Source organism: Oxynema mangrovii CENA135, from assembly GCF_016632315.1.
GTDB lineage: Bacteria > Cyanobacteriota > Cyanobacteriia > Cyanobacteriales > Laspinemataceae > Oxynema > Oxynema aestuarii.
Window position 1 is genome coordinate 1,176,123 of sequence record NZ_JAEOXH010000002.1, and the last position, 18,914, is coordinate 1,195,036.

Consider the following 18,914-nt stretch of genomic DNA (forward strand, 5'->3'; position numbering starts at 1 on the left):
ACGGGGGCGATCGCCGCCTGTTTTATACAAAAGGTCTCAACGCCTCGGCCAATTCGATCGCCGACGAATAGCGATCGCTCGGTCGCGGTTGGGTCACCTTGGTAATCGTAGCGGCGACCTCGGGAGGAATCCTCGGATCTGAGGCGATATTGAAGCCGTAACCGTCCGGCAGCAGGCGATAAAACTTCTGAGGACTCTCCCCAGTCAGCAAAAAGATTAAAGTCGCCCCGATCGCGTATAAATCCGACTGAATCAGGGGTTCGCCGCGATTTTGTTCCGGGGCGGTATAGTCCGGCGCGCCGATGCAAGTTCCCGGTGCGGTGCCAATTTCTTTAACGGCGCCAAAATCCAAAACCACGATCCGATTGTCGAGGTTGCGAACTAACAAATTGGCGGGCTTGATATCTCTGTGTATGATCGGCGGCGCTTGCGAGTGGATATAATTCAAAACCTCACAAGTTTGTAACATCCAATCGATCGCCTGGGGCAAGATAATCGGGCCTTGTCGAAACACCCGGCGTTCCAAATCTTCGCCGTGGATCATCTCCATGGCCAAATATTTCTTGCCCTGTTCCACAAAAAAATCGAAAAACTTGGGAATTCCGGGATGATTTAACCCTTCCAAAACCCGAGCTTCTCGCTCGAATAACTCGATCGCCTTGGGAATGCGGGTCATGTCGGCATTCATTTCCTTCAACACCAGCAGTTGCGGGCGTCCGCCACCCGGTAAGGAAGGAGTGCAGGCGAGGTAAGTGGTTCCCATCCCGCCTTGTCCGAGGGTTTTCAACACCCGATACTGGCGGATCGTGCGATCGACGTAAATCGGTTCGCCGCAGTGAATGCAAAACAGGGTATTGGGTGGGTTGTTCTCGTGGGTACAAGCCGCTTGCGAGGGCGCCGAAACCGACACGCTGGGGACGGTCGCACTCAAGCCAACCTGTAAAATCGGACCGCCTCGGGCCAGTTGAATCAAACAACGGTCTGCGAGCCAAATTTGAGAAACTAACTGACCGTTAACAAAAGTTCCGTTCGTCCCGTGACTGATTAACTGCCAGCCCGCGACCCCCGCCGTTCGTTGGAGGCGACGCAATTCAAGATGGTGCCGGGAAACCACCGGATCGTCTAGCACAACTTCGTTATCCGGCGCGCGACCGACCCGAATTAGGGACTCGCGATCGAAATGCCATTGTTGTTGGGGCGCTCGATGGCGCCCGTCCAATAAGCTCAGGACAATCACGGCGACGCCTCCCTCAGTCCGATTCGACTAAAGCCCGAACGACAATCGCGGTAATATTGTCGTGACCGTTGTAAGTATTGGCCAAATCGATCAGGCTGCGGACGCCGCGATCGAGATTGGCGTCGCGATCGAGTAGGGGCGCCACGTGAGTTGCCGTGTGGGTTTCCAACAGATCGTTATCGGTGAGTCCGTCGGAGGCGAGAATGAATAAAGTATCTTCACTCAAGTCGAGAAAAGCCACGTCCGGTCTGACAAAATCTTCATTGCGCGGGCCGAGGGCTTGGGTGAGCTGGTAAGCATCGGGACGGGAGTAGGCGGTTTCGGGATCGATCCCCCGTTGAATTTCGCGCTGGCCGACTTCGTGATCTAAGGTAAGCTGTTCGAGTCCTTCGTCCTGGGTAAAGCGATAGAGGCGACTGTCGCCGACATGGGCGATCGCCACTTGGGCTTCTTGCACCAACACCATCACCAAAGTAGTTCCCATGCGGGCGCTGCCGTCGCGGTCTTCGAGTTGGTTGCGCTGGTAGATCGCCTGATTGGCCGTCAGCACGCCATCGCGGATCGTGGTGGCATTGGGAAGGGACAGACGCCAGTGACGTTTGAAATAGTCTTGCAAGGTTTCTACGGCGAGGGCGCTGGCAATTTCGCCCCCGGCATGACCGCCCATGCCGTCGCAGAGAATGTAAGTGCCGCGATAGCCGACCGATCGCGATCGCGAACTCTGCATCCGGCTGTGTTGGGTTTCGAGACCGAAATCGTCCTCGTTGTGGGTGCGCTGCCGTCCGATATCCGTCGCTCCGACGGCTTCCAGCGAAACCAAGCGCATCGGCATGACCATGGTCACGTCAGCATCGTCGTCATGGTCGAAGTCAACCTCTGACTCGCTTAAAGTGTAGGAGAAGGCGGGACGACGATCGCCGATCGCGTCGAGGGTCTTTTGCAATTCGGCGATCGTTTCAATTTCTCCCGCTTCCAGGCGATCGATCGCCTCGGTCAACGCTTCCCAAGTCCGGGCGCCGCTTTCGTCTTGGGGCGGTTGGCGATCGCCGATAAAGACCGTTTGCCAGACTCGCCCTAATTCAGTCAACGTGGGAGGATCGAGGGGATCGTCAGCATAGAGCCGTTGCAGACACAGCAATTCGTCTTCTTCATCGAGGCGCAAATTCGATCGTTCGAGCAGGGTTTGACAGCAGTTCCATGGTTCTAACGCCGCCCACAATTGGCTCATTTCCTGGAGCCAGTGCAGGATTGGCAACGGATCTTCTGCGCCCCTTTGCGGGCGATCGATCGCCTGGGGCAGGTGGGAGCGGTCTTCGAGGAGCAACACCGCGCGATCGTCCTGCTGCCAGGCATCGTGAATGCCGCTTAAAAGCGGGTAAAATTCCGAGTGCAAGGCTAAATGAGCTTTAGCTAATTCCGGAATCGCCAACGTCCAGCCCGGATTGCCGAGATTGAGCGATCGCTCGAAGCTCTCCCGGCCAAATTGTTCTAGGGGTTGAGCATTTAAGGCGATTAACGGGGATTGTTGCAAGGGCTGACAATCTAACACTTTGACCTCGATCTCGGTTTTCACCTGTTCTGACAACGGCATCGGTTCGAGTAACCGATAACGTTGTTGGGCATCGAGATAAGCTCCGATTTCCGTCTCGCTCGTCCCGATCTCGGGAGCTTGGGGGGCTTGCGGTTCGCCCTCGGAGCGGTTCGCGGCGATCGCCTCGTCTTCCCCGTCCGAGGGAGGTTCGGGGGCGATCGCCTGCTCTGCTTCTTCCTCCTCGGCCCGTTCGGTTTCCCCTTCTGGCGCGATCGCGACCGCCTCGCCGCCCTCGGGACTCTCGGCATCCAGGCTTTCCGCCGCTCCCTCTAGGGGCGTTTCCTCCTCGACGGTTTCCGCCTCGATTGCGGACGGTTGCGTTTCCAAGACCTCGGGGAGTTCTATGGGGGAATCGTCAAGCTGGGGGAGGGGTTCTCTAACCGTGGCGGCAGGGACTTCGTGCAAATTCGTCCCTGGAGAGGGCAGATCTTCGACTTCAACGCCGGACTCGTGCAAGACGATCGCCCGCCAGATTTGACCCGTCAGCGCCTTACATTCGTGACAGTGCAGCTCGCCAAGGGGCACTCGGGCCCCGCACTGCGGACAATTTTTGTGGGTCAGAGAGGTCCCGCAATTTTGACAAAAGTTATTGGTGTTGGGGTTTTCAAACTGACAGTGGGGACAGACTAGCATGGTGCAATTTCCAATCTGAAAGGCGACACGGCAATCCTAGAACTGGCACGGAACGAGGCGCCCGATCGCGTGGGGTTCTCAAATGACGACTATTGAAAACAGTCTACGCCAAACCGAGAATCCTGGCAGGAGGGACGGCAAAATGGCAGTTTTGTTGCCCCCGCTCGGGATAGCGATCGCCCCAGGTTTTGCAAAAGTTCCCCGACCGCCGCGAGATCGTCTGAAGAAGTAAATATAGATGCACTCCTAGTCGCCCCTAGCCGCAATACGCTAGGGGGTTTTTTGGGTGCGTCCTTTCCCCCTGGCGGCGTTCTCTCTCGCAGACCCGAAAGATGGCGAGGCGATCGTCGCGACGATTTCAGGCAACTTTATCCGATAAAAACATAAAATAAATATGGCTCTATTGCTCTTCAAAGCTGAGAAGAAAGGGTTAACAATTTAGCCATATTTCCGATTTTTATGCACGAAATATCCCCCCGCGATTCTCCTGCGCAAAGGCGACCCGATCGCCCCCGGGGAAGCGCCACCGCATCCCGTTAACCCAGCGAAAAACGGGGGCGACGAGGGGAAAAGGGCGTGATAGAATGAAACGTTGGATTTTTGATTGTCGTTCGGTTCAATTCTGAAGGCTGAATGTCAAAGATTTAGCCGAGAAGAGTTCTCGTCTTGCCATCGGAATCTACTAGAAAATGTCTAGAAATTGTAACATTAACTACTGAAATAGCGCGAATATGAACTCCGATATCCGTATTTTAATGTGTTCTCCAAAACACTACGACGTGGATTATGTGATTAATCCCTGGATGGAGGGGAACATTCACAAATCCTCGCGCGATCGCGCCGTCGAACAGTGGCAGAACCTGTATTCGATCCTCAAAGAGCAAGCGATCGTCGATTTAGTCGATCCTCAACCGGGATGGCCCGATATGGTCTTTACCGCCAATGCGGGCTTAGTCTTGGGTAATTCCGTCGTCCTCAGCCGCTTTTTCCATCCCGAACGGCAGGGAGAAGAACCCCACTTCAAAGAATGGTTCGAACGACAAGGATATAACGTTTACGAACTTCCCAAAGACTTGCCCTTTGAAGGGGCGGGCGACGCCTTGCTCGATCGCGAAGGACGCTGGTTGTGGGCGGGTTACGGGTTCCGTTCCGAACTCGATTCCCATTCCTATTTAGCCAAATGGCTCGATATCGAAGTCGTTTCCTTGCAACTGGTAGACGAGCGCTTCTATCACCTCGATACCTGTTTTTGTCCGTTAAGCAACGGCTACTTACTGTATTATCCTCCCGCTTTCGATTTTTACTCGAATCGAATTATCGAAATGCGGGTTCCCGAACACAAGCGCATTGTCGTCGGCGAGGCAGACGCGATTAATTTTGCCTGCAATGCGGTCAACGTCGAACGGGCGATCGTCATGAATAAAGTCAGTAACGACCTCAAAGATCGTCTCGCACAAGTCGGTTTTGAAGTCATCCAAACCCAACTGAGCGAATTTATTAAAGCCGGAGGGGCCGCGAAATGTTTGACCCTCCGAACTACGGAACCGATGGACGTGGCGATCCACGCCAACAGCCCCGTGGAAAGTCGAACCGTGCGCCTGGAAGGTCACTTACTCGACTCCGGAGCGATCAATCGGGCGTTAGATTTAATTGTCGAAGGGGGGGGCAGTTTCCAAGTTCTCAAGTTCCAACTCGGGGAACAGCGACAAAGTACGTCTACGGCGGAAATTAAAGTGTCGGCCCCTTCTCACGGCATTTTAGAAGAGATTTTGGCTCAGTTAATTCCCTTGGGAGCGGTAGACTTACCGGAAGCGGAACGCAATGCCGAATTACTCCCGGTGGAACAGGCGGGAGTGGCACCGGATGACTTCTACGTGAGTACGATTTACCCGACCGAGGTGCGAATTGACGGTCGCTGGGTGAAGGTGCAAAATCAGCGTATGGACGGCGCGATCGCCGTGACCCGATCGCCCTCCGGTCCGGTGGCGCGCTGCAAACTGTTGCGCGATCTCCAAGTCGGGGAAGAAGTCGTCGTCGATGTCGTCGGGATCCGCACGATCCGCAAAATGGCCCAGCGAGATCGCGACAAACACGAATTTAGCTTTATGTCCGGCAATGTTTCCAGCGAACGGCGGGTCGAACTCGTCGTCGAACAAGTCGCTTGGGAGTTGCGGCAAATTCGCGATCGCGGCGGTAAAGTCGTCGTCACCGCCGGGCCGGTGGTCATCCATACCGGAGGCGGCGACCACTTGGCCCAATTAATCCGCGAAGGTTACGTACAAGCGCTCCTCGGCGGGAACGCGATCGCCGTTCACGATATCGAACAAGCCTTGATGGGTACTTCCCTCGGCGTGGATATGAAACGAGGGGTCGCCGTTCGCGGCGGACACCGCCACCACCTCAAAACGATCAACACGATCCGTCGCTGTGGCAATATCACCAAAGCCGTCGAACAAGGGGTTCTCACCCGGGGCGTATTTTACGAATGCGTTAAGAACAAGGTGCCATTTGCTCTGGCGGCGTCCATTCGCGATGACGGTCCGCTCCCGGATACGGAAACCGATATCATCAAAGCTCAGGAACAATACGCCGAGTTGTTGGAAGGGGCCGATACGATCCTGATGCTTTCGACGATGCTGCACGCGATCGGGGTGGGGAATATGACCCCCGCCGGGGTGAAAATGGTCTGCGTCGATATCAACCCCGCCGTGGTTACCAAACTCAGCGATCGCGGTTCGGTGGAATCCGTCGGCGTGGTGACCGATGTCGGCTTGTTCTTGAGTTTGTTAGTCAAGCAGTTGGAGGCGTTTACCGCTCCTTATCGCGCGGTGAAAACGGCTTAATCGAGTACGCGGACGAGTGAAAAAGGGCGGGTTGGGCGATCGGTTGCCGAACCCGCCCTTTGCTGTTGCCATCCGTCAATTGATAACTGCTTAGTGGGCTTCGATCGCGCGATCGCCCACGGAGAAAGCTTATTCGATTTTACACGGCATCAACTCTTATATTGACTGTATTTCAGGAAAACGATTGCAGTTTTCACTATCAAAGGTCTCCGATTCAGACCGCGATCGCCACCTCCTCATCCTTCGATCGCCCCCAACAATTTTCTTGACTCCCTACAATCTTTATTTTTAGAAAAGGCGATCGATCCGGTTCTCGGATTAGATCCCTCGAATACTTAACTCGCTCCAGATCTTGGCGAGGCGATCGCCTTTCGGATCGAAAATATTTATCCGGATAAAATTGGCGATCGTCAATCATAAAAAAAGTCTCTCAACTTCCTAATTACTCGAAGATCGGCAGGCTCTTAAGTTTCCCGTTGTCGTACTTCCTATCATTGTCTATTTCACGATCTGCCATTACAACGGTCATTAACTTTCCGGATACAATCCGGATTTTTTCTGCCAAAAGATTTGTATTTATAAATCAATCCCTATTATTTTTTCTTCATTTTTTTACCGGATGTAACCCTCACACCCGAGAAATAAAAAATAGAAGCGCTGAGACGGTTTTTTTATGAGCAGCTACAAATCTATCGTGGTTTTCAGCCTGTTGTTAATGGGTTTAGTTGCAAACTTCCGGAACGTTGCAGGAGAGAATTCTATGGTTTCTCACGGTCCAGAACAGTCAATAGCGGCGCAACTGGATTCTGGAACTAATCAACCTTATCCCCACCGTGGAAGTGGCCGATAACAATTCCTCGATTGGGGAGATAAATTTCTTCCAGTCAATGGAAATTCGTTCGGGAAAAAGCCGAATCTATCACTTCAGATTTAGCGGTTTTTAAAAGGATAAGGAACCGGGGGTGTAGAATTCCACCAAATCGCCGACACTACAAATTTCTAGGGTTACACGAGCGCGCTCTTGTCCATTCTTTAGCAAAATTTAGGCGCGAATCGGCGCGGAGCTGTCGGGTCAGTCAGTCAATTGAAGGGAATCTAGCCGGAAAACTCGCTTGTTTACCAATGGATTGATAGCCAGCCGATTTTCGGATAGGCGATCGATCGCCTCGAATCCTGTCGTCCCGTCACTGGGACGGCAGTTTTTCGAGTAACGAGGGCGATCGCCAATAAGAAGGGAGACACGGTAACACCCTGTCCCCCTTCTTATTTATATTTTCGATCGCCCGAACTCTAAATCTTCGCTTCCAAAGACTTGAGATATTCCGTATTGACCCCGGACTCGCGAGTGAGCGCAATCTTACCCGTTCTCGAAATTTCGCGAATGCCAAACTTATTGAGAACTTGAACGATCGCCACCATTTTACCGGGGTCGCCGACGACTTCGATAATGAGAGAATCTTCCGCCACATCGACCACCCGCGCGCGGAAAATTTGCGCCAGTTCGACCACTTCCGATCGCGTGGTACTGTTGGCGTTGACTTTAAGCAACATCAACTCCCGTTCGACGCACGGAGTTTCGGTAATGTCTTGAACCTTGAGGACGTGAATGAGTTTGTAGAGTTGTTTGGTTAACTGTTCGATGACGCGATCGTCTCCCGTCACGACCATCGTAATCCGAGAAATGCCCAGTTGTTCGGCTGGTCCTACGGCCAAACTTTCAATATTGAAGCCGCGCCGAGCAAATAAACCCGCAATCCGGGTCAACACGCCTGCTTCATCTTCGACTAGAACAGAAAGTGTATGTTTCATCAGTGACCGTCGCCCTTGTGAAAATCTAAGATCTTCGATTCCTGTTGTAATTGCTTATTTTATCTTGACCCTCAGAAGTTGCGGTCTTTTTTAAGCTTATTGTTAGAGATAACGACGAGGCGATCGCGTCGAGATCGCCAATCGGGTAAGTGTTCCGGAAACCGTTTGTCTCTACAGAAGAGAGCCTAAGATGCTCGATTCTAAAAGATTTGGCTGCAATCGAGTCTTCGGTCTACCATGCGATCGAGACAGGCGTTCTCGTCACGGATCCACTGAAGCGGCGATCGCCCGGCGATCGCGATCGGTGTCATCTATCTTTAGATAGAACGAGATCGTCCTCGTCATCGCATACTATCTGAACATCCATTTTGGGAGACAAATGATATGGGTTGGTTAAATCGCATTTTTGATATGGTCACGCCTGGTGGCGAACCGGAAACCATCGAAGCTCCTCCACCGGACGATCCCTCCGGTCCGGCGCAAGCGTACAGCGTCCCCAAAGCTCCGGAAGATCCCTCTACTCCTCCGGAACGGCTGGGGTTAAATGGAGAATACGACCAAAGTGGCTTGGCGAAACGAGTTGCCCTCGCTCTCGACCAAAATCCCGATACCGACGACTTCGAGCGCCTCTGGGTCGCGCAAACTGGCGGTACGGTCGTTTTAAAAGGCGAAGTCCCCTCTCAAGAAGATTTAGACCGGGTGGTCAACGTTGCCAGTGGCGTTTATGGCGCTACGGGGGTAAATACGGATGAGGTAACGATTACGGGTTAATTTTACGGGTTAATTTTCCCCCAGTCCTTACCCTAAGCTAGAAAAAGCGGGGACGATCGCGATCGCGATCGTCCCCGCTTGGCGTTACGAATTGGTGTGGCGCTAGTCCTTTGTAGACCCGACCACTTCAGGTGTGGTGACAGGTTCGCGAAATACCAATCGCAATAAGGGAGGAGCGACAAATGTTGTCAGGATGACCATCATGATGATGGCGGCTTGTAGGGCATCGGAAAGGGCGCCACTGGCGGCTCCGACCCCCGCAAAGACTAACCCGACTTCACCTCGGGGAATCATACCAATGCCAATCCCCAAACGCTTAACTTCTGTTTGTCCGAATATGCTATATCCGGCAACGACTTTGCCAATGATGGCGACCACGATTAAAAAGGCCGCGATGATGAGCCCTTCTCGGTTGCTCGGAACGGCAGGATTGAGAACGCCGAGATTCGTTTTCGCGCCGACGACTACGAAGAAAATCGGGACGAAAACATCGGCGACGGGAACGACTTGTTCTTCCAGTTCTTGTTGTTTCTCGGTTTCTCCCAAGACTAAGCCTGCGGCAAACGCGCCCAAAATCGCTTCTAAGTGAATTGCCGCACCAATATAGGACAGGATAAAGGCAATCACGAGAGCGGAGATTAAGAGCGGACCGCGCGTTTTGAGTTCTTTAACAAAACTGACGTAGTAAGGACTCAAAAATCGTCCTAGGAGAATCACGCCGACGAGAAAGGCCCCGGCACTGACGATTAAAACGAGAATGTTGGTGACTTCGACTTCACCGGTTTTCACCAAGCTGGCGACGACGGCGAGGACGATAATCCCGAGAATATCGTCGAGAACTGCCGCGCCGATGATAATCTGACCTTCTTTTGAACTGAGTTGTCCGATTTCGGCCAACACTTTTGCGGTAATCCCGATACTGGTCGCCGTGAGGGCGGCTCCTGCAAAAATAGCCGGGATCGTGGCGACGTGGAACAGGGTAATTAAACCGACGGTTCCCGCCGTAAAGGGCGCGACGACCCCGACGACGGCAACTACGGCGGCTTGCGGGCCGTATTTGATCAGTTCTTTGAGTTCCGATTCGAGGCCGATTTCAAACAGCAAAATGATGACGCCGAGTTCGGCAAAGATCGTAATGACTTCACTTTGCGCTTCAAAGGCGGCGATCGCGGCTGCAGGTTCTAAACCTGTGGTCTTTTGCAGCACGCTGATAATCACTGACTCGCTGCCGTCTACTCCACTTTCGGGAAAGATGAGTAGTTTGAAGACGGATACGCCGACGACGACGCCTCCGACCAAATCCCCGAGGACGGGGGGCAGGTTAATGCGCGTGCAAATTTCACCGCCAATTTTGCTGGCGAGGTAGATGACAACTAAACTCAGCAGAACTCCAGCAACAATGATGGATTCTTCTGGTTTGGCGGCTTCGGCGGTTTCCGCCGAAGCCAGTAAGGGTGCAATGGTTCCCTGACCCGGTAGGTACAAGTTGGGGGCAAGGGAGGTCATAAACGTCAGGAAATCTGCCATTTATTTCGCAGAACTCTTTGAGTGCAATTTACAGGTTTACTTCGGTTTTCTTGGTAAAATACTAGTATTATCTAGTGCTTTTGTCTTTTCTGTTATAATTATCGCTTCTGTTTAGGATAAGCTATTAACAAATTATTCCAGGCGGTTGGGGCGATCGCCCCGAGCCGAGCTGGATAAAATTTCTAACTTTACAGTCTTGACAAGTTTGCCGATTTCTGCTGTATTCCTCGATAAAAATGAAGCGCTCGACGGGGGAGAATCGAAGCTCGGCAGACGGTGAGAGGAATGGTTGCTCAAGGGTTGGCGGTGGCGAGGCGATCGCGTTTTAGCGGAATTTGACGGGGCGATCGATCGCGATCGCCCCCGATGGCTTCGGTTTTTTTAGTTCAATTTAGGGAGCCTGCCAGATGCGATCGTGGTAGGCTTGCTCGTCCGCATACGGATCCGGTGCCGAACCGTCATGGTGATGGTGTCCGTGATGGTGGTCGTGATGGTGGTCGTGATGATGTCCGTGATGATGTCCGGCTTGGGTAGAACCGGAATTGAGGGCGGCTAAGCGGAATTTACACGCTTCGCAATTCATCTGGACTTGACCGAGTTGGGTTTCGATTTCGCGATCGCGCACCACCTGCAACAGTTGCGGCTGAATTCCCATTTCTGGCAAACAGGTCATCTCGATCTCGGGGAACTGTTGCTGTTGTTGAGCGGTAATCTGGAAAATCTTCTCGACCAAGACCCCGGTAAAGAGGAAATAGGGCACAACGATAATGCGTTTCGGTTCGTAAAAACGAGCGCGATGGAAGCCTTCTTCCAAACGGGGGTGAGTAATCCCGATAAAACAGGTTTCCACGGTTTTGTAACCGCTTCCTTCCCACAGCATCCGCGCCATTTTATACACGTCTCCATTGGCGTCCGGATCGCTCGAACCCCGTCCGACAAAGAGCAAGACCGTTTCGGCGCGCTCGATCTGATGGGGATTGTGTTCCGGGCGATCGAGCTGTTCGAGGCGATCGCGCCATAAATCCAAAATCCCCGGAGTAATGCCGAAATGACGCCCGTAGTGGAACTTTAACTCTGGATGACGACTTCTCGCCCGATCTAATTCGTTGGTAATATCAAACTTATTGTGTCGTGCGGCAAATAAGAGGATCGGCAGCACGGAAAATTCTGTATACCCTTGCTCGACACAGCGATCGATCCCTTCTTGGATGGTCGGTCCGGTCAATTCCAGAAAACAGGGAACCACGGGACGCGATCGATCTAAAGCTTGGTAAGTTGAGGCAAAATCGAGAAAGGTTTGTCGCCCCTGTTCGTTGCGAGTTCCATGGCCGACCAGTAATAAAGGACGTTGGATCGGCAGTGGTTCCAAGGCTAAATCTTCGATAACTTGGGAGTTGGCGTTAAATGCTGTCAAATTTTTAGTTTCAATTGTCGGCATGAATTTGGTAACTCCTTTCCCGTGCGAGGCAGGAAATTGAGTGAGCAGGTAACAGACAGGCATTCTGGCTCGCGATCGCGGTCGGGTTTCCGCTTCCCCGGTCTCCTCTGAGACCCTTCGTGTTCTTTCCCTCGGCGACAAACCACCCGATCCAGTTCGCTGACAGTTGCCGCACAGCCCCGGAGTTTCACCGGAGTTTCCCCGTACTGCTACCGTTCACGTTTGCCTGGTCATTTTAGCCTATTCCCTGTCTCCCTAGAATGCCGGGGTGGGGGGTTAAGGGCGATCGAAGCGCAATCTCGTTCGACGGCGCCGACTCCGTTAATCTTTTCTAAAATAAGAGTACGCCCGAGCTTTTTACCCCCAATTCCTATGTCTGTTCTCCAACAGCGCGATCGCCCCTCCGACAAAGAATCTCCTGAAACCCAAGTTAAAGATGTTATAGTTCCTCCGTGCGATCGCTACAGTGACGAACCGCCCTTGGAAACTTACTTGCACTTGCAGCAAATGATGCTGCTGATTAAATGTCTCGAATGGTTGTGGCAAGACCGGGATGACTTTTTTGCCACGGGGAACCAAACTATTTATTATTCCGCCAATCAACGCAAATCGGAAGACTTTCGCGGTCCGGATTTCTTTGTGGTTTTAAATACCCAACGGCAACCGCGCAAAAGTTGGACGGTTTGGGAAGAAGACGGCAAATACCCAAATTTAATCGTCGAACTGCTTTCGGCGAGTACCGCTCAAGTAGACCGGGAATTAAAAAAACAAATTTATCAAGATATCTTTCGCACTCCCGATTATTTCTGGTTCGATCCGGATTCTTTGGAGTTCGCCGGATTTCATTTAACCGATGGCTCTTATCAAAACTTAGAAGCGAATACTCGCGGTCATTTATGGAGCGAACAATTACAATTATTTTTAGGGATTGAGAATCGCCAGTTGCGCTTTTTTACTCCCGAGGGGGAATTAGTCCCGACGCCGGAAGAAGCGGCGAAGTCCGGGCAAGAAAAAATCGATCGCCTCAGTGAAAAATTGCGCGACTTAGGTGTAGATCCCGACAGTATTTAAACTGAGAAAATCGAATAAACGATGGGCTAATTCTAACTTGCTACAAGGCTCGATTTTTTGTTGTCGTCCTTGGGAGTCGATCGCTACGGCCCAATTCGTATCGCTGCCGAAACCCGCACCAGTTTTATCGATAGGATTGGCAACGATCGCGTCAAGTTGTTTGCGACGTAATTTATCGAGGGCCGGGGTGACAATATCCCCCGTTTGAGCGGCAAATCCCACTAATGTTTGATGGGGTTGTTTGCGTTGACCTAACTCGGCGACGATATCCGGAACGGGTTCGAGGGCGATCGCCTCGGGAAGCGAGCGTTTTGGCAATTTTTCCGAGCTGTAACTGGCGGGTTTGACATCGGCGACGGCGGCGGACATAATTGTGAGATCGGCGGTCTCGAACTCGTCGAGCATCACTTGTTGCATTTGAGCCGCCGTAGTCACGGCGATCGCTCTCACTCCGCCCAAGGTGCTGAGAAGGTGCGAGGAGATCGCCGCACACACTAACGTTACTTCTGCCCCCCGAGATACTGCAGCTTGAGCGAGGGCGATTCCCATTTTCCCCGTCGCCGGATTGCCAATAAAACGAACCGGATCGAGGTGTTCTCGCGTCCCCCCCGCACTGATTAAAACCCGCTTGCCTTGTAAGTCCCGCCGACCGCCAGTATACAATAGGGACTCAATCCAACTGAGAAGTTGTGCGGGTTCGGCCATGCGTCCGGAACCGACACGATCGCACGCCAAGATTCCCGATCCCGGTTCCAAGCCCCAAACGCGCGGATCGCCGAGGATCTCGCGCCAGTTGCGCTGAGTCGTAGGTTGTTCCCACATATCCGTATTCATCGCCGGAGCGAGCAATAACGGACATCTGGAGGCTAGAACCGTATTAGTCAGTAGATTGTCCGCCATCCCCGTTACCAGTTTGGCTAGGGTATTCGCTGTTAGCGGGGCGATCGCGAACAGGTCGGCCCACTCTCCCAGCTCGATATGTAAGGGTCTGCCCCGACTTGGCGACCAAAAATCGGCGTCTGTATAGGCGGCATGGCGAGACAAGGTAGAAATAGTGAGAGGCGCGATAAATTCTCGCGCCCCAGATGTCAGCATAGAACGAACTTCTACCCCAGATTTGGCCAGAGTAGAAATAAGCTCACAAACTTTATAAGCAGCAATCCCCCCCGTGATGCCGATTAAGACTCGTCCCGGACGACTCGAAGGAGGAGGGGAAATCACCGAATTGCGATCGCCGGACATTCTGCTCGTTCCTCCTTCGAGATGCAATCAAAAGTTAAGCTTCGTCGTAGGCTTCTAAATCTAACAAGTAGATGTAGGGTTCGACGAGTTCGGGACGCTCAAAAGCGATCGCGCGGAGCAAATGCCAATCGTTCAAGCCTTCAAAGGCATTCGTATACTCATCGCACTCCAGGCGAAATGCCAATTGTTCAACATCCGATGGGGTGAGAGCAGCAATGTCCCGCTTTGAAATCGTAGCCGTAATCACAATCTGCGCCTCCATCCACGTAAAGCCTACATCGATTTGGATTCGATGCCGATTTGTCTTTAAATTCTACCGCAAGCGATCGGGTATCGGGAGAATTTGCAAAGGTTTTCAATATTCGGTTTTTAGCGGGGACATCCTCAACCTGCTTTCTGGGAGAAGGTGTTACCGTCTCGATCTAAAATCTAAAATCTAACCCTCCGCCAAATTCAATCCTCGAACAAATTGATGGAAGAGAGCGATTTCTTCGGGACAGATGGCGTGATTCATCTCAAATTCGCGATATTGAACGCTCATCCCTAATGCCTGGAAAAAATCGCGGACTTGGTGGGCGGCGGCGATCGGGACGACTGGATCTTGGATGCCGTGCATGATTAAACTGGGGGGGAGGCGATCGCCCGTCGGTTCCGGTTCGCAGTGCAGGTAACCACTCATCGACACTAACGCCGCCACGGGTAAGCGCAACCCGACATCGAGAATCGTGGCGCCGCCTTGCGAAAAACCACTTAAAATCGTTCGCGATAAGGGAACCCCCGTGAGCTGTTCCAGTTCGCCCAACCAATCCATAACCTGTTGGCGACTCTCTTCTAATCCTTCGTAATTGTCGCTCTCCAAGTCGTACCACATCTTACCTCCCGGGACTTGAGGATGGGGGAAGGGGGCGTCGAGAAATTCAAACTGATATTCCGGTAAATTTAAAGCTTCGGCGAGGGGTTCGAGGTCGTAGCAATTAGCCCCCCAACCGTGCAACATGACGATAATTCCCGTAGGGGATGGAGTCGTTGTGGGTTTAATAGAAATGGATTTAAGAGACACGGTGATGTGATTTTAGATTTTAGATTTTAGATTGTATATGAAGAGCTTCTCGCTGCCGACGGGCGATCGCTCAATCGCTGGGAATTCTTCCTCGTCGTTCGTCTTTACTCCCAACAAGATTACAGTCTACATCAGGATACCAAGTTGCCCGATCGCCCCTCTCCCTTGCCGTCAACACCGTTTCCCCTCGATCGTTCACCGTCCAGCCCCGCGCTTCGACCAAGGGAGGCGGACTCGATTCGGGATCCACAGGCGCAACAGCAGAGGAATGGCGATCGACATTGGCAGGATGAGGCGTCATTTCGCCAAAATCGACCCAAATACTTTCGCTGGTGAGGGGATCGTCTGGATTGAACGGCAAGCCACCTCGTCCGGTGACGATAAATTCGCTGCGATTGGCGTCATTACCGCAGCCTTGGAAGACGCGATCGCTCGCCTGGATAAATTGCGAGGGTAACGGGACGATCCCCTGACTCGGATCGAGATCCGGGGTGTCGATGCGGACGACACCATCGATCCCGCGTTGGGAACTGGCGCTAATTTGGCTGTCGGGCGACTCGAATAGCCCTTGAGTAAAAATACTGATGTTGCCGCCGTTTCCTTGAATGGCCGTGGCGCGAAGTTGGCTATTTTCGAGAACGCTTAACACGTCAGTGGAGATCGCGACGTTGCCGCCATTTCCCGATCCGGTCGCTTCGGCAGAAATTTCGGAGTTGCGGCGCAAGGTGACCGCTTGGGGAGACGCGATCTCGATATTCCCCCCTTGACCGGAGGCGGTAACGGCGACGAGTAGACTCGAATCTAACACGAGGCGATCGCTGGTAATTTTGAGGTTGCCGGAATCCCCTTCCCCGGAACTGCTGACGGTGATGCCAGACTGATTCGTCAGGGTCAAAGAAGGGGTGACGATCGCCAGTTGTCCCGCATTTCCCGCGCTCAAAGTGGCGGTGACCAAACTGCTGTTATTTGTAATTTCCACCCTTTCCGAGGCAAAAATGGTCAGATCGCCGCCTTTTCCCTGGGTTGAGGTGGCAGTGGAAATCCCCGAGGCGTCGGTCACGGTTAACGATCCGGTTTCGATCCGCAATCCGCCTGCATCTCCCGATCCTTCGGTGGAGGTCAAGATCGCCGATTCGTCGCTTAACTCGATCGCCTCAGATGCCTTAATATCAATCGAACCGCCGGATCCTTGGGCGATCGTCGAAGTAATCGCTGCAGCTTGATTGCGCAATATCAATCGTCCGGTATCGACGCTTAAATTCCCCGCTTCACCTTCCCCAGACGTCCCGGTCAGCAAGGTGGAGCGATCGAGTTCGACCCATTCCGAGGCGCGAATGGTCAAATTGCCCCCATCGCCTTGTAATAGGGTCGCCGTGGAGATGTTGCCGCGATCGCGCACGCTGAGACGACGAGTTTCGAGGGTTAAATTCCCCGCATTCCCCGGTCCGACACTCGAAGTATACAAGCCATCTTGTAAATTCGCCGGGTCGAAATTGCCCTCGATGACGGCAGTTCCTAAATCAAATTCTCCCGTTCCAAAGATGGTGACCGAATCGGCGGCGCGAATGGTCAGGTCTCCCCCTTCTCCAGATCCGGTGGTCGCCGCAGAAATTAAGGCGCCGTCGCCGACCAGGAGCGATCGCGCCGTCACGTTTAAATCCCCTGCCGGACCGATATCGTAGCTTTGAGTAAATAAACCACTCGATTTAATCCGATTGGGCGATCGCCCCACAATTTCCACCGTATCTGCGTTAATATTGACCGTTCCACCCGCTACCGCACTAAAACTCGATGCCGCAATTTGGGCACCCCCGCGCAAACTCAATCGGGGAGTCGTCACGTTTAAATTGCCTGCAGGTTCGGTAGCATCCCAATATGCCGTGGCAAACATACCGCTATTAAATCGTTCGTTCGGAGTCATCCCGACGATTTCCATCGCTTCGGTGGCGCTAATGTTGACCGTTCCCCCGCGTCCGTCGCCGAAGGTAGATGCGGCGATCGCCCCCCCTTCGAGAATTTGGATCGTTCTGGCGTTGACCTCGATTTGTCCCGCGTCGGCGTTACCGAAATTGTCCGCGAAAAATTGAGACCCCCGCAAGGCGATCGCCCCCGCTTCCACCGTCAGATTGCCGCCGTTTCCCGTAGCGAACGGGGCCGTAGAAATAAAAGCGCCATTGTCTAAATTCAACTGTTGCGATCGCACCTGCAAATTTCCGGCGGAACCGGAACCGAAACTGAGGGAAAAAATCCCCGTGGACAGTTGGTCCGGACGGCTGACTCGTTTCTCAAACAGGTCGTCGAGAATGTCTTGATAAGTCCCGTCACCGACCAGGGTAATGTCCCCACTCACCTCAATTTCCATATTCCCGCCGTTTCCCGAACCGAACGTAGACGCCGACAAGTGCGACCGATCGCCCATTTGTAATTGGGACGCGCTTACCCACATCCCGCCGCCGTCGCGATCGCCTAACGTATTTGTGGTAATTTTAGAATGATCTTGCACGGTTACGCGATCGCCCCACAGCCGCAGTTCCCCCGCGCCCCCCCCACTTGCATCGACGATCGCCCCGTCGGAAAACGTCAGGTTACCCCGTCGGACTTCTCTCGAAAACGTCCCGTCAAATCGAGCAATCCCATCAGTTATTCCCACAACTTCCAGATAGCCTCCCGGCGATCGCACCTCCCCCGCCGCGATCGTCACTTCAGCACCTCCCAATCGCAATTCGCGATCGGGAACGACTGCTAAAGTTGCAGAATTAACGCCAATTTTGCCCGCATTTTCCCCATACTGCAACCCCACCGGAACGGCAATCGTCAGTACGGACTCACCCCCCTCGGGACGCGCCGAAAACCCCGTCCCATCATCAAATAACAGGCGTTCGGCACTACTCGCGACCAGGGATCCCCCCAAATTCAAGCGCGCATTCGGTCCGAATTGAATCCCGTTGGGGTTGAGTACAAATAAGTTCGCATTGCCATTCGCCGCCAAAACCCCATCGATATTCGAGATTTGATGTCCCGTAACGCGGGTAATAATATTGGCGATCGCCTCTCCATTATTAAAATAGGCCGTTTCTCCCGCCGAAATTCCAAATCGTTCAAAGCTGTGAAATAAATTATTGCCTGCTTGAGTCCCACCATTAATCGTTTTTAGATTATCTTCCGTCGTCACCGTAGAACTATTAGGAAGTGTCGCATCCGGAATAATCTGAGCGAAAACGACAGAGGGAGAGGCGATCGTACCGACGACCAATAATAAATAAGCCGACTTGGAACGAGTCAGCCAGCCAGAAACAAAGTGGAGACGACGCGGCAGCATCTATACAAGGGGTAGGGGGTTACCGTCAGGCTAGCATAGGTTCGTCGGAATTGTCCCAAACCTTTGACGGTAAGGAAAAAATAGAGATTTTAGAGTTTAGATTTTAGATTCAAGATTTTAGAGACTGTTGATAAAATCGACATTAACAGTCCGGTTTGAGAGGAGACCATCGCCGGGACACCAAACGACAGATAGCTGTTATTGGGTTAACCTAGCTCAGGGGTTTGGTGACCCAACCCCTAGATTTTTTATATTTTCTTTATAAACCGTCTCTTAGATGGCGGACTGAACCTTGCTGTCTCCTGTCTTTTCCCCTCCCCCTCCTAGAGAAAAAACAAACTTCGGCGTATCCTAAAAACGATATCGAGAGAAA

Annotated in this window: 14 protein-coding genes; 4 read left to right on the top strand and 10 right to left on the bottom strand. The window is 52.7% G+C overall.

Annotated features, from left to right (window positions below; translation table 11 throughout):
- Positions 1-22 precede the first annotated feature (22 nt).
- Entirely contained in the window at positions 23-1,237 is a 1,215-nt protein-coding gene (locus JJD41_RS18745) for a protein kinase domain-containing protein (RefSeq protein ID WP_200669008.1), read from the bottom strand.
- Between the two features lie 13 nt (positions 1,238-1,250).
- Entirely contained in the window at positions 1,251-3,461 is a 2,211-nt protein-coding gene (locus JJD41_RS18750) for a serine/threonine phosphatase (protein ID WP_200669009.1), read from the bottom strand.
- 731 nt (positions 3,462-4,192) lie between these two features.
- Between JJD41_RS18750 and argZ the strand changes: the two genes are divergently transcribed.
- Both argZ and patX read left to right on the top strand, forming a co-directional pair.
- Complete coding sequence (gene argZ, locus JJD41_RS18755) at positions 4,193-6,304, top strand: bifunctional arginine dihydrolase/ornithine cyclodeaminase (RefSeq protein ID WP_200669010.1); 2,112 nt, start codon at positions 4,193-4,195, stop codon at positions 6,302-6,304.
- A gap of 673 nt (positions 6,305-6,977) precedes the next feature.
- Positions 6,978-7,154 carry a heterocyst-inhibiting protein PatX gene (gene patX, locus JJD41_RS25790; RefSeq protein ID WP_370583882.1) on the top strand — a complete coding sequence of 59 codons (177 nt, stop codon included), beginning with the start codon at positions 6,978-6,980 and terminating at the stop codon, positions 7,152-7,154.
- Positions 7,155-7,420: 266 nt separating this feature from the next.
- On the opposite strand, the gene JJD41_RS25450 is transcribed toward patX, so the two are convergent.
- On the bottom strand, positions 7,421-7,546 hold the full coding sequence (locus tag JJD41_RS25450) for a hypothetical protein (protein ID WP_255547356.1): 126 nt from the start codon (positions 7,544-7,546) through the stop codon (positions 7,421-7,423).
- Positions 7,547-7,594: 48 nt separating this feature from the next.
- Positions 7,595-8,113 carry an acetolactate synthase small subunit gene (ilvN, locus tag JJD41_RS18760; protein WP_168568726.1) on the bottom strand — a complete coding sequence of 173 codons (519 nt, stop codon included), beginning with the start codon at positions 8,111-8,113 and terminating at the stop codon, positions 7,595-7,597.
- A 384-nt stretch (positions 8,114-8,497) separates the two neighbouring features.
- Here ilvN and JJD41_RS18765 point away from each other — a divergent pair, with 384 nt between their 5' ends.
- Complete coding sequence (locus JJD41_RS18765) at positions 8,498-8,884, top strand: BON domain-containing protein (RefSeq protein ID WP_200669011.1); 387 nt, start codon at positions 8,498-8,500, stop codon at positions 8,882-8,884.
- 102 nt (positions 8,885-8,986) lie between these two features.
- Here JJD41_RS18765 and JJD41_RS18770 read toward each other — a convergent pair whose 3' ends face one another.
- Both JJD41_RS18770 and JJD41_RS18775 read right to left on the bottom strand, forming a co-directional pair.
- On the bottom strand, positions 8,987-10,411 hold the full coding sequence (locus JJD41_RS18770; protein WP_200669012.1) for a cation:proton antiporter: 1,425 nt from the start codon (positions 10,409-10,411) through the stop codon (positions 8,987-8,989).
- 391 nt (positions 10,412-10,802) lie between these two features.
- A complete protein-coding gene (locus JJD41_RS18775; protein ID WP_459543066.1) occupies positions 10,803-11,912 on the bottom strand; it encodes a sirohydrochlorin chelatase in 1,110 nt (369 codons plus the stop codon).
- Positions 11,913-12,221: 309 nt separating this feature from the next.
- Between JJD41_RS18775 and JJD41_RS18780 the strand changes: the two genes are divergently transcribed.
- Positions 12,222-12,920, top strand: a complete 699-nt coding sequence (locus tag JJD41_RS18780) for a Uma2 family endonuclease (RefSeq protein WP_200669014.1) — start codon at positions 12,222-12,224, stop codon at positions 12,918-12,920.
- Here JJD41_RS18780 and coaBC read toward each other — a convergent pair.
- From coaBC to JJD41_RS18800, 4 genes are all read right to left on the bottom strand, one after another.
- On the bottom strand, positions 12,894-14,162 hold the full coding sequence (coaBC, locus tag JJD41_RS18785; protein WP_200669015.1) for a bifunctional phosphopantothenoylcysteine decarboxylase/phosphopantothenate--cysteine ligase CoaBC: 1,269 nt from the start codon (positions 14,160-14,162) through the stop codon (positions 12,894-12,896). The two genes, JJD41_RS18780 and coaBC, sit on opposite strands and share 27 nt — an antisense overlap.
- A 34-nt stretch (positions 14,163-14,196) precedes the next feature.
- Positions 14,197-14,424 (bottom strand): protein IsiD, encoded by a 228-nt coding sequence (gene isiD, locus JJD41_RS18790; protein ID WP_200669016.1) that lies wholly within the window; start codon positions 14,422-14,424, stop codon positions 14,197-14,199.
- 174 nt (positions 14,425-14,598) lie between these two features.
- On the bottom strand, positions 14,599-15,222 hold the full coding sequence (locus JJD41_RS18795; protein ID WP_200669017.1) for an alpha/beta hydrolase: 624 nt from the start codon (positions 15,220-15,222) through the stop codon (positions 14,599-14,601).
- Between the two features lie 70 nt (positions 15,223-15,292).
- The gene (locus JJD41_RS18800; protein ID WP_200669018.1) at positions 15,293-18,541 is read right to left on the bottom strand and encodes a two-partner secretion domain-containing protein; all 3,249 of its coding nucleotides are present in this window, start codon (positions 18,539-18,541) and stop codon (positions 15,293-15,295) included.
- Between the last annotated feature and the right edge of the window lie 373 nt (positions 18,542-18,914).

Bases quoted from the DNA above. Each gene is read 5' to 3' on its own strand.
- JJD41_RS18750 (WP_200669009.1), bottom strand. From the start codon at position 3,461: ATGCTAGTCTGTCCCCACTGTCAGTTTGAAAACCCCAACACCAATAAC.
- argZ (WP_200669010.1), top strand. From the start codon at position 4,193: ATGAACTCCGATATCCGTATTTTAATGTGTTCTCCAAAACACTACGAC.
- patX (WP_370583882.1), top strand. From the start codon at position 6,978: ATGAGCAGCTACAAATCTATCGTGGTTTTCAGCCTGTTGTTAATGGGT.
- ilvN (WP_168568726.1), bottom strand. From the start codon at position 8,113: ATGAAACATACACTTTCTGTTCTAGTCGAAGATGAAGCAGGCGTGTTG.
- JJD41_RS18765 (WP_200669011.1), top strand. From the start codon at position 8,498: ATGGGTTGGTTAAATCGCATTTTTGATATGGTCACGCCTGGTGGCGAA.
- JJD41_RS18770 (WP_200669012.1), bottom strand. From the start codon at position 10,411: ATGGCAGATTTCCTGACGTTTATGACCTCCCTTGCCCCCAACTTGTAC.
- JJD41_RS18775 (WP_459543066.1), bottom strand. From the start codon at position 11,912: ATGCCTGTCTGTTACCTGCTCACTCAATTTCCTGCCTCGCACGGGAAA.
- JJD41_RS18780 (WP_200669014.1), top strand. From the start codon at position 12,222: ATGTCTGTTCTCCAACAGCGCGATCGCCCCTCCGACAAAGAATCTCCT.
- coaBC (WP_200669015.1), bottom strand. From the start codon at position 14,162: ATGTCCGGCGATCGCAATTCGGTGATTTCCCCTCCTCCTTCGAGTCGT.
- isiD (WP_200669016.1), bottom strand. From the start codon at position 14,424: ATGGAGGCGCAGATTGTGATTACGGCTACGATTTCAAAGCGGGACATT.
- JJD41_RS18800 (WP_200669018.1), bottom strand. From the start codon at position 18,541: ATGCTGCCGCGTCGTCTCCACTTTGTTTCTGGCTGGCTGACTCGTTCC.